Origin of the sequence: Pseudovibrio sp. Ad46 (assembly GCF_001623065.1) — a bacterium.
In the GTDB taxonomy this organism is placed as follows: Bacteria; Pseudomonadota; Alphaproteobacteria; order Rhizobiales; family Stappiaceae; genus Pseudovibrio.
In genome coordinates this window covers 66,934-81,060 of sequence record NZ_LMCG01000079.1, presented here as the reverse complement: position 1 = coordinate 81,060, position 14,127 = coordinate 66,934, and the positions used below count along the sequence as shown (strand labels likewise).

Annotated in this window: 9 protein-coding genes and 1 tRNA gene; 5 read left to right on the top strand and 5 right to left on the bottom strand. The window is 51.2% G+C overall.

The window, feature by feature from the left end; translation table 11 throughout:
• Positions 1 to 152: 152 nt before the first annotated feature.
• Positions 153 to 980, bottom strand: coding sequence for a DNA repair protein RadC (radC, locus tag PsAD46_RS22580; protein ID WP_063307919.1), 828 nt, complete (start codon positions 978 to 980; stop codon positions 153 to 155).
• Positions 981 to 1,002: 22 nt separating this feature from the next.
• The gene (gene map, locus PsAD46_RS22575; protein WP_063292731.1) at positions 1,003 to 1,848 is read right to left on the bottom strand and encodes a type I methionyl aminopeptidase; all 846 of its coding nucleotides are present in this window, start codon (positions 1,846 to 1,848) and stop codon (positions 1,003 to 1,005) included.
• 378 nt (positions 1,849 to 2,226) lie between these two features.
• Between map and PsAD46_RS22570 the strand changes: the two genes are divergently transcribed.
• Positions 2,227 to 2,311: transfer RNA gene (locus tag PsAD46_RS22570), tRNA-Leu, on the top strand.
• A gap of 459 nt (positions 2,312 to 2,770) precedes the next feature.
• Here PsAD46_RS22570 and PsAD46_RS22565 read toward each other — a convergent pair.
• Positions 2,771 to 3,514 carry a murein L,D-transpeptidase family protein gene (locus PsAD46_RS22565; protein WP_082831066.1) on the bottom strand — a complete coding sequence of 248 codons (744 nt, stop codon included), beginning with the start codon at positions 3,512 to 3,514 and terminating at the stop codon, positions 2,771 to 2,773.
• Between the two features lie 350 nt (positions 3,515 to 3,864).
• Here PsAD46_RS22565 and PsAD46_RS22560 point away from each other — a divergent pair, with 350 nt between their 5' ends.
• Positions 3,865 to 4,767, top strand: coding sequence for a LysR family transcriptional regulator (locus PsAD46_RS22560; protein ID WP_063292730.1), 903 nt, complete (start codon positions 3,865 to 3,867; stop codon positions 4,765 to 4,767).
• 76 nt (positions 4,768 to 4,843) lie between these two features.
• Here PsAD46_RS22560 and PsAD46_RS22555 read toward each other — a convergent pair whose 3' ends face one another.
• Both PsAD46_RS22555 and PsAD46_RS22550 read right to left on the bottom strand, forming a co-directional pair.
• The gene (locus PsAD46_RS22555; RefSeq protein WP_063292729.1) at positions 4,844 to 6,622 is read right to left on the bottom strand and encodes an OFA family MFS transporter; all 1,779 of its coding nucleotides are present in this window, start codon (positions 6,620 to 6,622) and stop codon (positions 4,844 to 4,846) included.
• 492 nt (positions 6,623 to 7,114) lie between these two features.
• Entirely contained in the window at positions 7,115 to 8,632 is a 1,518-nt protein-coding gene (locus PsAD46_RS22550) for a DUF3360 family protein (protein ID WP_208981974.1), read from the bottom strand.
• Positions 8,633 to 9,659: 1,027 nt separating this feature from the next.
• On the opposite strand from PsAD46_RS22550, the gene PsAD46_RS22545 reads away from it, so the two are divergent.
• From PsAD46_RS22545 to sfsA, 3 genes are all read left to right on the top strand, one after another.
• Positions 9,660 to 11,075 (top strand): TrkH family potassium uptake protein, encoded by a 1,416-nt coding sequence (locus PsAD46_RS22545; protein ID WP_082830723.1) that lies wholly within the window; start codon positions 9,660 to 9,662, stop codon positions 11,073 to 11,075.
• A 234-nt stretch (positions 11,076 to 11,309) separates the two neighbouring features.
• On the top strand, positions 11,310 to 12,761 hold the full coding sequence (locus tag PsAD46_RS22540) for a TrkH family potassium uptake protein (RefSeq protein WP_063307918.1): 1,452 nt from the start codon (positions 11,310 to 11,312) through the stop codon (positions 12,759 to 12,761).
• Positions 12,762 to 12,846: 85 nt separating this feature from the next.
• Complete coding sequence (gene sfsA, locus PsAD46_RS22535; RefSeq protein ID WP_063307917.1) at positions 12,847 to 13,551, top strand: DNA/RNA nuclease SfsA; 705 nt, start codon at positions 12,847 to 12,849, stop codon at positions 13,549 to 13,551.
• Positions 13,552 to 14,127: the final 576 nt, after the last annotated feature.

Sequence of the window (14,127 nt, the reverse complement as noted above, 5' to 3'; positions counted from 1 at the left end):
TCATGCTGCCTTTAAAACTCTTGATTGTATGCGAAAACGCACTTGCCCATGCTTATGTTCGGAGGTTTTGCTTGAGTGAGCCTGTACAACCGACGTGTTTTATCGATCACTTGGGAAATTTATGTGAATGGAGTTCTGCTGCTGGGGATAGCTTAGATGAGTTGAAGGCCTCTGAAACTGACGTGACCTGAGCCGGCTATGATGATGTGATCGTGCAGCACTATCCCTAGTGGTTCCAGTGTGTTTGAAATTTTCGTCGTCATTTCAATGTCTTGACGGGATGGTGTTGGATCGCCTGAAGGGTGGTTGTGGACCAGAATGACTGCGCAGGCTGATAACTCCAATGCTCGTTTTGTAACTTCGCGCGGGTAAACGGGCGTGTGGTCAACTGTTCCGGTTTGCTGGACTTCATCTGCGATGAGGCGGTTCTTTTTGTCCAGAAACAGGATGCGGAATTCTTCTTTGTCGTTGTGCGCCATAGCTGCGCGAACGTATTCCAGAACTTTGCTCCAGGAGGAGAGGGGGTCGCGCTCTACAACCTGTGCTTTAGCGTAGAGAATAGATGCGGCCTGCATTTCTTTGAGGAAGCTTGCTGTGCGTGGTCCGCAGCCGGGTACCTCTTCCAGCCGTTGTTTTGGGGCGGCCAGAACTTGTGCAAAGGAGCCAAACTGGGCCAGCAGTGCTTTTGCCAGCGGTTTGGTGTCACCTTGTTTGATGGAGGAGAAGAGGAGCATCTCCAGCAACTCGTAGGATTGGAGGCCGTCCAGGCCTGTTTCCTCAAACCGTTCACGCAAGCGTGCACGATGACCGTGATAGTGTTTGGCGGCTGACTTAGGGGATTTACTCTGTTTAGCAGAGGGCGGAACCGGGAGAGTTGCCGGTTCGTCCAGAGGGATATGGCTCTGGAGTGCAGGCACGGTGGGTGCCTGCTCCTGAGGAGAGGGAGTTACCTCATGAAACCCGAAACTGGTTTGTTTCATTCCCCCTCCTTACTTGGTGCGGCTAAGCAGCGGCTCCGGCTTCCGGTTCCATTGGGTTGAACAGGCCTGCTGGTGATGTTGTGAAGATATCGCACCCTGTTGAGGTGATGCCGATGGAATGCTCAAACTGAGCAGACAATGTTTTGTCTTTGGTTTCAGCCGTCCAGCCGTCCTTCAGTACTTTCACATCTGGCCGACCGAGATTCACCATTGGCTCAATTGTGAAAATCATGCCCGGCTTGAGCTCGATGCCAGAACCTTTCTGGCCGTAATGCAGAATATTTGGCATGTCGTGGAACAGCTTGCCTACTCCGTGACCGCAGAAATCACGGACAACGGAACAGCGCTCTGATTCTACGTATTCCTGGATCGCATGACCAATATCACCTGTGGTGTTGCCCGGCTTGGCAGCTTCCAGAGCACGCATCAGAGATTCGTGGGTGACTTCAATCAGGCGCTTGGCTGCAGGCTTGAGTTTGCCAACCGGATACATGCGGGAGCTGTCGCCGTGCCAGCCATCAACGATGTAGGTGACGTCGATGTTGACGATGTCGCCTTCTTTCAGCTTCTTCTTCGAGTCAGGGATACCGTGACAGATGACGCGGTTGATGGAGGTACAGCAGGATTTGCTGAAGCCACGATAGTTCAGTGTTGCCGGAACGCCGCCGCGCTCCTTGCCAAACTTGAAAACGAAGTCATCAATTTCCTGCGTTGTGACGCCCGGTTGCACCAGCGGCACAAGTGCGTCGAGGCACTGTGCAGTCATCTGGCTTGCTTTGCGCATACCTTCAAAATCTTCCTGGCTGTAGATCTTGATCTGGCCGGTATTTTTCAGGGGCGCGTTGGCAGCGTCTACGTAGTCAATCATTTTCCCGTTTTTTCCTTGTTCCGTTTCGCGCAGGGACGAACGCAGATTACATCATGAGGAACTGTAAAATGCCGTTATGCTTGCTCGCAAGCCCTGCTTCTCCGTAGAAGCTTCTCCTATTTTTTTAGGGGCATTCTAGGGAGTAATCTGGTGTTTCCCCACTTATATCGGGTATTTTTGAAAGGTGTAGCGAAAAAAGAAGGTCAGATCCTTAACTGCGCACGCATTTTATGAAGCCCGTTGTATTCCGTGGTTCCTGTTGGGATTCTATCGATTTTTTGAGGGGCTTAATCCGGGATAAGCTATAGGAACTTCTTGGATAACGGAAAAGAGGCTCTTGCACGAAAGTGGTTTGCTCGTGTACTCAGGTGCCTGCAAGCGGTCGTGGTGGAATTGGTATACACAGCAGACTTAAAATCTGCCGCCCCTGGGCTTGCGGGTTCGAGTCCCGCCGTCCGCACCAAATTACTCTCCCAAAAAATTATATTGTAAACTTGCAATAGTGAGACTGTTGCACAGTTTTTTGCCAAGAATGCGTGATGGTTTTTCAGTGCGGTTCGAAGCAATTTGCTTGTGTTGTCCTCAAAAGAAGATTCGGCAATGCAATGAGTTATATATTTTCACCTGTTCTCTGCACGTTGTTGTTTTACCGAATATGCTGATTTTAAGAAAAATGTAATTTCCGCATTGTTGTAAGAGAACTAATGGAGCGGAAAATGCGGAAAGTTCTTGCTGGTGTATTCCTAGCAATGTTTGCAGTATCTTTAGGAGTTGGGGTCGCTGCGGCGCATAGCGGTGGGACGAATAGTGATGGATGCCATAATGATCGCAAACGTGGGACCTATCACTGCCACTAGGCTTGATGAGTAATCAATGAGGGTAGTTGGAGCATTGCTCTAGCTACCTGCTTTCAGGGTGTAGGCTAAACATCAAATCTGTAACGTTTTCCTTCTGCCGACACATCCGGTGGTATGCGGTTTTCTTCGAAGAGATCGTAGCCCTGTTTGAGGTTGCGCCAGAAGTTCAGCCAGTTTGAGTTGGCGTGCTTGCTGAGGTTTTCCTCTGTCATCTCAAAGGGGAAGATATGGACTGGGACTGCGCCTTGTCCGTTCTGAAGGGCAGCTTCCACGAGCAGATAGATTTCCTCGATATGTTGGTTGGTCATGGCGTAGCAGCCGATGGAGAGGCAGTTACCGTGGACCATCAAGTAAGAGCCTGTGCGGTCCAGTGACTGATCAAAGGCGTTCGGGAAACCGAGATTGAAGGAGAGGTGATATCTGCTGTTCGGGTTCAATTGTCTAGCTGACACATTGTAAAAGCCCTCAGGGGACTGACCGTCGCCTTCTTTCAGCTTTGGCCCCAGATCACCAGAGTATTTGCAAATCTCCCATGACTTGTAGGGCTGATAGGTTTTGCCAGACCGGATCCACGCTTCCAACCGGCTTTCTTCTTTGAAGACACGTAGGAAAACAGGGCTTCCCAAGGACATTCCTTTGAAAGTCAGATCTGCGCGCAGGGCTGGCAAGCGCTCATCTTTAACTTTTGTGAGATTTGCGGAACCGGGCAGATCATAGGGCAGGAGTAAGTACGTGGCGAAGACTGCCAGCATTACGAAAAAGGCCGTGCCGACTGCCCAAAGGAGCGGACGAGAAATGATTTTTGCCATGGAAGGTCCGATTGCAAATCACTGGAAACTGAGAGTGGCAGATAAGAGAGGCAATGTGGCCAAGTCATGGTTCGCACTGGAAACTCTGTGAAAAGGTCACTCCGATATTCCTGTGGCGTAAGAACGCAGCGCATTTGTTTTGCTTTTCTTTGAAAAAACAAATGCTAATGCAGTTCGCGTCTGGGCAGAACCTGGTGCACTGCATTGGCATTTTTTGCTTACGTATCTTTATCCGGAAACCGGCTTCCACTTTTCGGCGATACGCTATAGTGTCCGTGCCCATTCTGATCTGATTGCTCTATTGTGCTATAGGGCGTTTCTATCAAGCGTTGTGTGAAGGGTGATCGTCCTTGGATATTCGGCAGTTACAGTACCTCGTTACTCTGGCTCAGGAGCGACATTTTACGCGTGCCGCTGCGGCTTGTAATGTGACGCAGCCAACGTTGTCAGGCCGAATTCGCCAGTTGGAAATTGAACTGGGCGTACCCATTATTGAACGTGGCAAGAAGTTTCATGGATTGACTGCGGAAGGGGAGCGCATTCTCGTTTGGGCGAAGAAGGTGCTTGCGGACTGTAATAGTTTGCGGAACGAGGTTGCGGGGAAGAGTGCCGAGGTGTTCGGCAAGGTTAATATCGGCGTTATTCCCTCAGCTGATGTTGCGACAGCCTCTCTAATTCTGGATTTGAAGAAGAGCCATCCGCATGCACATGCGACGATCCAGTTGATGAGCCATGATGAAATCCATAAGGCTCTTGAGGATTATCAGATTGATGCAGGCATCACGTACACTCAGTTCAGCGATGCAAAGAAGCACAGCAGTTTCACGCTTTATGAGGAAGACTACCGCCTGTTCATGCCAGTAGGACATCGTTTGCAAGGGGTAGACGCGGTGGAGTGGGAAACGGCTGTGAATGCCGGGGCGATGGTGGCGCTTTCGCCGAAGTTGCAAAACCGGTTGATGGTGGATAGCACGCTTCGCTTCCTCGGTGTTGAGTTGGACCCCGAGATTGAGGCAGAGACAATCCCGTCACTTGGCGGGTTCATCCGTGCGGGGTATTGCGCGATTTTGCCGGAATTTTCTGCCTTGTCGCTTGGGGCAGGAATTGTTTCCGTACCGCTGATCAAGCCAGTTGTTTCGCACAGCATTGGTATGGTGATGACAAAGCGTGAGCTGGAGCCTGCAATTATTACGTCGTTAGCGGATTGTGCGGCTCAGTATAAGAAGCCGCTGATTCCAGAGCAGGTTGATTAGAAAAGTAGCATTGCTTTCGAGTTGCTCATAAAAAAAGCCCGCGACGATCGCGGGCTTAGTTGTTTGGGTTTGCTTTTTATTCAGCAGGCATTGGTGCAGATGTTTGTTTGCCAGATGCTGCCGGTTTTGTTGTTGTGGCCTCTCCTTCGCCCAGTGCGTCCTCAGCCATGTGATACTTGGGGTGGACTGGCTTCATGAGAAGGTTGGAGACGAGTGCTGCGACGAGCAAACCAGCCATCACATACATTGTGGTGTTGTAGAGGCTCGGAGTTGGATCAACCGTGCCTTCCGGAGCTACTTCCATCAGTCTTGAGACAGAGATGGATTTTGCTGCGATGAGCTCAGCCAGTTTCTCTTTGCCTTCACCGAAAGTCTGGAGGAATACGGCTGGATCAACTTTTTCCGCAAGCTCATGGATTTTGGTGTTTACAGACCGTTCGCGCAGGAATGTGATGAGGAATGGACCAGCAACACCTGCTGCAGACCATGCAGTGAGCAGGCGACCATGGATACCGCCGACGAATTTGGTGCCGAAGATATCTGCCAGATAGGCGGGGATTGTAGCGAAGCCACCGCCATACATGGTGAAGATGGTCATGGTGGCTGCGTAGAACATCACCAGCCACATCACGGAGGGGCTTGTACCTGCCTCCGCCGCGATGAGCGGAATGGAAAGGTATAGGAAAGAGCCCAGCACGAAGAAGACTGTGTAGGTGTTCTTGCGGCCAATATAGTCAGAGAGTGTGGACCAGCCGAGGCGACCCATAGCGTTGAAGACGGAGATCATCAAAACGTAGGTTGCGGTGAAGGCTCCGTCTACGATGGTTGGCATGCCGTTGCCGAAGATCTCGTAGATCATGGTTTTGGAAACGGAGATCACGCCAATCCCAGCTGTCACGTTGAAGCAGAGCACGATCCAGAGCTGGTAGAACTGTGGTGTCCGCAATGCTGTATCAATATGCACATGGTTGCGAGTGATAAGACCTTGTTTTGCAGGGTCTTCCTGTGGTGGCTCCCAACCTTCCGGTTTCCAGCCTGGTGCAGGAATGCGGTAGGCGAAGGAAGCTAGGATCATTACGAAGAAGTAGACAATACCCAATGTGAGGAAGGTTGATGCTGCGCCAGTGTTACCTGTGCCTGCGAGGTATACGCCTGCTTGGGCACCGTCAAAGGCTGCTTCTGCTTGAGATGCACTGACGACAATGGCTTCCAGCTTCTGGCCTGCAACCTGTACGTAGCGCACACCGTTTTCTACGGTTGTTTGCACGTCCGCGAGAGGGCCGAGATAGTCAGGTGCTTTGGCATAGAGGCCCAGAAGCCAGCTTTTCAGCGGAACTGCGATGATTGCGCCGCCGCCAAAGCCCATGATAGCCATGCCGGTTGCCAGACCACGACGGTCAGGATACCAGCGGATCAGGGTAGAGACGGGTGAAACATACCCAAGGCCTAAACCACAGCCGCCAATGACGCCATATCCCAGATACAGCAGCCAGAGCTGGTGGGTCATGATGCCAATTGAGCCGATGATGTAACCACCTCCCCAGCAGAAGGCAGCTGTTGTGCCAACGCAGCGCGGGCCAACTTTCTCAAGCCATTTGCCTGCAACAGCGGCAGACAGGCCAAGAAACAGAATTGCGACTGAGAAGATCCAGACCACAGAACTGAGAGACCAATCTTCAGCTGCTGGCGCTATGCCGCCGATTTCTCTTACAAGTGCCGGATTGTAGATACTCCATGCATAGGCGGAGCCGATGCACAGGTGAATTGCAATGGAAGCCGGTGGAACGAACCAACGATTGAAGCCCGGCTTGGCTACGATCGCGTCTTTCAGCATAAAGCTTGGTATTTTAAACATCAGCAAACCCCTAGAGCAATCAAAGCAGTTTGCATTGCCTCGCCCGGCAAACCGCCTCGATCTTTTGTTGCGACTACATTCTGTTTTCCGAAAATCGAGCCCCATTTCGGGAATGCGCCTAGGAGGCAGGCGAGAGGGAGGAAGCCTGCATCCATACGTTGAGTCTGCATCTAACACATGGTTAGTTGAAATCGCCAGAGTCTATCACGTTATAGATGTAATCTATTACAATGTGGGTTTGTGGAGGATAGGGCAAAGCCAAAAGCAGAAAGTGGTGCGGTGAAAAATTTTGCACGCTCTGATTTATTTTGAAATATCAGAGGAGTAGGGCTGCTTGGTGTCTATGAATATGCCAGATGAAGGTGAGGTTGTCATCCGTACTGTGCGTTACTGACGTCAGGTTTTACGCAGGTGCGTATTGTCGCAGTGCCTAAGGAAACGAAAAAAGCGCACCGCTGGGCGATGCGCTTTTAAGATTTGGTGTGGTTTAGCTTACAAGAGAGCTGGAATACCTGGGAGCATGCCAACTGCAGCCATTGCCAGAGTACAGATGATCACTGCACCTGCTGGAATGATGATGCGGTCTGCAAAGCTCAGACGTTCTGCACGTTCCTTGTCGCCAATGAGACCATTGTTGTCGAGGAACATGGTGATTGCCCATGCCAGAACAGGGTTGGTCACGATTGCTGCGAAGATGCAGATACCAGCGGAGTTGGTGTCGTTGCTGGATTTTACCATCTGCAGGCCAGCTTCCAGAAGTGGAAGGAACACACCAACCAGAAGAGCACAGGACATCACGGGCTGCCATACTGCTACGTCCATTGGGTAGCCGATGGTAGCGATAACGATGCACAGTGCGCCGAGCAGGATTGCGCCTGCAGGGATTGGACGCTTCGCGATTGCTGCTGGGATCATGTAGGTGCCCCAAGAGGAGGTGATGTTACCACCGCCGAAGAATGTGCCGGTGAACTGACGCAGGGAGCAGCAGGTCATGGTGTCATCAACGTCCATCAGAACCTTATCTGTGTTCTTAGGGTAGTTGAGTTCCTGGAAGATACGGTGACCTAGGAAGTCCGGGGACCACATTGCGACTGCCAGAATTGCCCAAGGCAGAGATGCAACGAAGTGGTTGAAGCTAGGGATGCCAAGCTGCCAGCCGGTCTCGGTAGATCCCCACCAGTACCATGGGTTCATGTTTGGCAGGCCAGGAGCTGTGGTGAACTGAAGGTCAACACCAGCGCCAAGTGCGAGAGCCAGAACTACCGCGATGACGGAGCAAGCTGGAATTGCGAGCCAGCGCTTACCGACCTTTGCGAGGAAGGCGTAGAGCACGATGTTGACGGCAAAGATCGCCAGAGCGACGTAAGAGAGGCTGTAAGCAAGGTCATGCTTCGCCTGCAGGCCGCCAGCCCAGCTGAAGAGGGATGTGATTTGCCCCTTTGCCCCCATGAAGCCAAGGAACACGAGCAAACCGCCAGCAACACCCTGACTGGTTAGGTTCACCAGACGAGAGCCACCTTTGAAGTAACTGAGGAGGAGGCCGAAGGCACAGACGAGTGCTGCCAGTGCCAGAGGGTGTGCGCCTGCAAGAGCGATGGAGCCAATGAGTGGGATCATTGGACCGTGGTTGCCTGCAAGGTTTGCACGTGGGTTGAGGAAACCAGAGCCGATGATGCAGAAGAGCAGGGCCGGGATGAGCATCTCAACGCGGACCACTTCAATGATCCACTCAGCACCAAGATTGACGTGTGGCCATTTTGCTGTGAGGCCGGTTGCCCATGCTGTCATAACCGCAGAGTACATCACGGAGATGCCGATTGTTCCTGCAATTGCGGGAACAAAATCTTCCATTTCAAAACGGAAGTCGCGGCCCGGCAGGTTGAGACCCCAACGGCGTGGTTTCATGATCTGGAGTTCGTGGTCCAGATAATCAGACCGTTGTTCGAACTTGCTCGCAGGCTTGTGTGCCTCGCTATAGGATTCTTCGTGTTTGTCTGTCTGCTGAAGCATAACAGCCATTCTCCATAAAACTGACGGAGGAAAGGAGAGTGTGGCTTCACGGTGCTTGCTTGGTGAGCGAAGCTGATGAAGGCATCTCACGTCATGGCCTTGATTTCTGGTTTGCTGGGAGGAGTTGGAACCGTCAGGATTTTCGGGTTTTGAGTTGCAGCTTAATGGGAGGTGTTAAAGTGCAACTGCGTCAGCGGCTTCAAACTCGCTGTAACTTTCCTTTCGGGTTCCAGGGTCTTTTCAAGAGACCGTGCAAACCACAAATTCAGACCATGAATACCCTTCCCCTGTTCTTCAGTTCCGAAAGGCCCCTACCTGAAATGACGTAGGGAAGCTTACGGTGTTCAGCGAGAACTTGCAGAAGGACGCAGCTTAAATAAAATCGTATGAGTCTATCGCGTCATTGATGAAATCTATAAGATGAAAAACTGCGACAATATGAGCTATCTAATTGATTTTGTTGAATTGCCTTGTTTTTAGGTGCTGTGAAATTTCAGGCTGCAATATCTTATTTAAAACAACAGTATAATGAAATTAATTCACTTTGAGCGGGTGTTAAGGCTAATGAAAAACGTGATCTGAGGATCACATCCTGTCGCGGTAGAATGACTTATAGGTAGTATTGTCGCAGCGCTGTGGGAACTTGTAATACAAGTGTTTTTCCGAGTTTAAATTGGACTTTGCTGACACCAAGTTGGCTCCACGCCCGGTAAAATTGTACCTCGATGGCTATGCACTTTGCCGGGGTGAGAGCATTCCGGATAAGAAAAAACTTGGCTGCCCCCTACTTTTGGCGTAGATAGGCGATCCATCTTGCCGGACTTATCTACGGGCTCGTTATGAGCCTTCAAATTTTCACTTCCCAGTAACCTCAAAAATCATCGAACCGATTTGTTGTGTCTGTTTGCTGAGAAGTTTAACCGAGTTTCAGTAGGATTTGAGATTAAAGCGTGTTGGTGCGCTCGCCCGAGGCGAAGCCCATCTTGAAATGAGAGATATTATGGCACTGGTGGGTCCCGTATTACGGGTGCTTGGATATTTTCTGGTTGGGCTGGCTATTTTGATGCTGGCACCTGCATTGCTGGACATTTACTTCAGCAATCCAGACTGGATTGCATTTGCACTCTCTTCTCTGTTTGTTGGCTTACTTGGCCTGCTGCTTGCTGTTTCTACGGCCAATTACAAACTTGAGCATCTCACCATTCGACAGGCGTTTTTGCTGACCACAGCATCGTGGATTGTGATGCCAGTCTGCGGCGCTCTGCCCTTTCTCAGCCTTGGGATCGGCTTTGAGAACGCTTTTTTTGAGAGCGTCTCGGGGTTTACGACAACTGGATCCACGGTCCTGATTGGTCTGGATGGTATGCCTCCTGGTTTGTTGTTCTGGCGTTCCCTGACCCAGTGGATCGGCGGTGTTGGCATCATCGTTATGGCGATCTTGCTCATGCCTTTGCTGCGTATTGGCGGGATGCAGCTGTTTCGGACAGAAAGTTCTGACCGTGGAGAGAAGATTGTTGCCCGTGCGACTGATCTGACGCGCTTGATTGGTGGCGTCTACATCATGCTGACGCTGACCTGCACGATCCTTTATGTGTTTTCTGGAATGACGTTGTTTGATGCAGTGAACCATGCAATGACGACATTATCCTCTGGTGGTTTTTCTACTCACGATGCGTCCTTTGCATATTTTGAGAGCACTGCTGCAGAATGGGTGGCTGTGGTCTTTATGCTGGCCTCAGGACTGCCGTTTGTTGTGTTAATCAAATCCTTGACCAAGAATCCGAAAGCACTTCTGCAGGATCCTCAGGCACGAGTCTTTATCTTTGTTATCATTGTCCTTTCCAGTTTGACTGCTCTGTATCTTGGCATTGAAAATAAGTTCACGTTTGGCCGTGCAGTGGTTGAAGCGCTGTTTGTGGTGATTTCAATCATCACCACAACGGGCTATGGACTTGGTGATTATACGGCGTGGGGCCCGCCGATGATGGGCTTCTTCCTGATGTTGACGTTTATTGGTGGCTGTACAGGCTCGACCAGTGGTGGCATCAAGATTTTCCGGTTTATCGTGTTCTTTGGCACTGTTCGTGCGTACATGAATAAGATGATCCGGCCTGATCAGGTGGTTCCTGTCCGGTATGGCGATACAAAGATCACGCCTGAACTGGCGTTCTCGGTTCTTGCGTTTTTAGTGGTCTATATGGCCACTGTGGGGTTGATTACCGTCATTCTTGGTGGACTTGGTCTGGACCTGGTGACGGCTATGAGTGCAGCTACGACTGCGGTTTCTAATGTCGGTCCGGGACTTGGTGATGTGGTTGGCCCCGTTGGAAACTTTGCTGACATCCCCAACAGTGCGAAAATTGTACTTTCTGCGGCAATGTTGCTGGGGAGATTGGAACTCTTTACGGTGCTGGTGCTGTTTAATCCTCAATTCTGGCGTTGACGCTACGTCCCTGAAAGACTAGGGATTCCGTGCATTGAACATGTTTGGGCTATCCGGTTTCATTCTTGTTGTGTGAATAGGTAGTTGCCCGATTAATTCAATTGCCAGATATCACTAAGTGGCCTAAAACCAATGCTTCATAAATGTTTGAGAGCATACCGTTCCAATCTCGTCCGTTAAGGGACAATATGTGACTAGCGGGCGGGTGAAATTGGATTTTATATCGGCGGATTGATGTTGGTTTCCATACGACCGGTTTTAAGTGTGCTTGGGTACCTTTATGTTGGCCTCGCTGCTGCCATGCTTGTCCCTGCATTTGTGGATGTTGTGTCGCGTAATGCTGACTGGCAAGCCTTTATTATTTCATCGTTAATTACCGGTCTGGTTGGCATGTTGCTAATCGTGGCCATGGGTGGTGCGCTGCGTGACGGGCTGGACACACGCCAGACCTTTATCCTGACAACTCTATGCTGGGTCTCGTTACCTGCATTTGGGGCTCTGCCGTTTTTGTGGCTGGGTATTGCGTATGTCGATGCTGCGTTTGAGGCCGTGTCGGGATTCACCACCACCGGCTCTACTGTGCTGACGGGTCTTGATTCACTTCCGCCGGGGCTGCTTGTTTGGCGCTCGCTGATGCAATGGATGGGCGGTGTTGGGATTGTCGTTATGGCGATCGTGCTTTTACCGTTCCTGCGCATTGGTGGAATGCAGCTCTTTCAGACAGAAAGCTCCGATCAGAGCGAGAAGATTGTTAGCCGTTCCATTGAGTTGATCCGCCTGATCAGTTTGACGTACCTGTTTCTGACCAGCCTTTGCATCGTGCTTTACTGGTTCTCTGGCATGACGATGTTTGATGCGTTCAACCATGGTCTCACGACAATTGCGACGGGAGGTTACTCCACGCATGATAATTCCTTCGGGTACTTTACCAATCCTGTGACCGGCTGGATTGCGGTCGTCTTCATGATTGTGGGCGCGCTGCCATTTGTGCTTATCATTCAGGCGTTGCGCGGGCAGCCGCTGTTGCTTTGGCGTGATCCGCAGGTGCGGGCATTTTTGTGGCTGGTTGGTCTGATCTCTCTTGCTCTGACGATTTATCTCGGTACTTCTGGCAATGCTGATAGTTTTGGCAGTGCGATCCTGCAATCTGCGTTTAACGTGATTTCTGTGGTGACGGGCACTGGCTATGCCATGGGGGATTACACCTCCTGGGGTGCTCCGGTGATTGGACTTGCGTTTCTGCTCAAGTTTGTTGGTGGCTGTACAGGCTCGACAACGGGCGGCATCAAGGTCTTCCGTTTTCTCGTGTTCTTCGGAACCGTGATTGCGCATATGCGCCGGATGGTGCGGCCTAACCGCGTGATCTCTGTGAGCTACGGTAACACGCACCTGACACCAGAACTGACGTTCTCCGTTCTTGCGTTCCTTGTGGTTTACATCGGTACTGTTGGTATTCTGACGCTGATCCTTTCTCTGTTCCATCTGGATCTGGTGACTGCTGTGTCTGCCGCCGCGACATCCGTTGGTAACGTTGGCCCGGGCCTTGGCACCATGATCGGGCCATCTGGCAACTTTGCGGCGCTGCCTGATCCAGTGAAATGGATTTTGTGTGCTGCAATGTTGCTGGGGCGTCTGGAACTGTTCACGGTTCTTATTCTTCTGGATCCTGATTTCTGGTCCAAATAATCTTCAGTCTTCATTTTGGCGCGTATTCTTGTCCGAAAACCGGAGCCACTTTTCGGGAATACGCTGAATAATTTGGAAGGTCGCTATGCGATTTGATGTGCCGCTGGTCACTGGCCGGCTGATTAAGCGTTACAAACGGTTTCTGGCTGATGTTACCCTCGATGATGGCGGTGCTGAAATTACAGCGCACTGTGCCAACTCGGGCTCCATGATGGGTTTGAAAGATCCGGGCATTAAGGTCTGGCTGACGCCTAATGATGATCCAAAGCGCAAGTTGAAATACTCCTGGGAAATGCTCGAGATTGACGGTGCGATGGTGGGTATCAATACCAGTCGTCCGAATGGCCTGGTCGAAGAGGCGATTGAAGCAGGGCGTATTCCTGAGCTTGTCGGTTATGAGAAGCTGCGCCGTGAAGTGAAGTACGGCAAGAACTCTCGCATCGATATTCTTCTGGAAGGTGAGGGTGACAAGCGCACCTATGTTGAGGTGAAGAACGTTACGCTGGCCCGCGAAAATGGTGTCGCAGAGTTTCCTGATGCTGTCACAGCGCGTGGGGCAAAGCATCTGGATGAGCTTGCTGATATGGTCCGGGAAGGCCATCGTTCTGCTATGGTGTTTCTGATCCAGCGTGATGATTGCGATGCGCTTGTTCTGGCACGTGATATTGACCCGAAATATGGTGAGGCTTTCGATGCGGCTATAAAGGCAGGTGTTGAAGTCTACGCGATTGGGTGCCGGCTGGATACTGATGAGATCATTGCTGATCGGGTCATCGAGGTGCGGTGTTAAGGGAGGCGAGAGCCTAACGAATAGCATGGTATCTGATGATGGGTGACCTCCTGCACGATAAGCACCGCATAGCCTCCCATGCAGTGTTGGACCAGAGTTCCCGAAGGTCGGGATGAGCAAGGCGGCAGGCAACACCTGCGCTACTTGTTAGAAATGAGTCTTTGGCATTGGCTACGCACCTTGCCCGGGCATTTTGATATGGACAACATCGCCTCTTATCCTGAAAGACACGATAGCCAGTTTCCTGGAAAGACAACGGCTTTGCTTTGGCAAGTTTCCCGGCCTAAACAGGTCCTCTGTCCCTGACATTTATTGCTCTGACCAACAAATGCCACTGCGTGATGCCCCTCAAGCTTGGGCCCTTCCTCTCAGACCATGCAGTCACGTCTGAAAATCGGTTCCACCGGACCTTTGAAAGATGCGTTACCTCTCTCAAAAGCCCCACCCAGCCCACGACATGCTGACGGACGGTCCGCCAACTGCCCGTCACGTGGGCATGAAGTTAGTATGGGGGCACATTTGAGCAAGGGGGATAAGTTTGTCTAAGATAGCCGCTAGTTCGATGTTATTCATCGC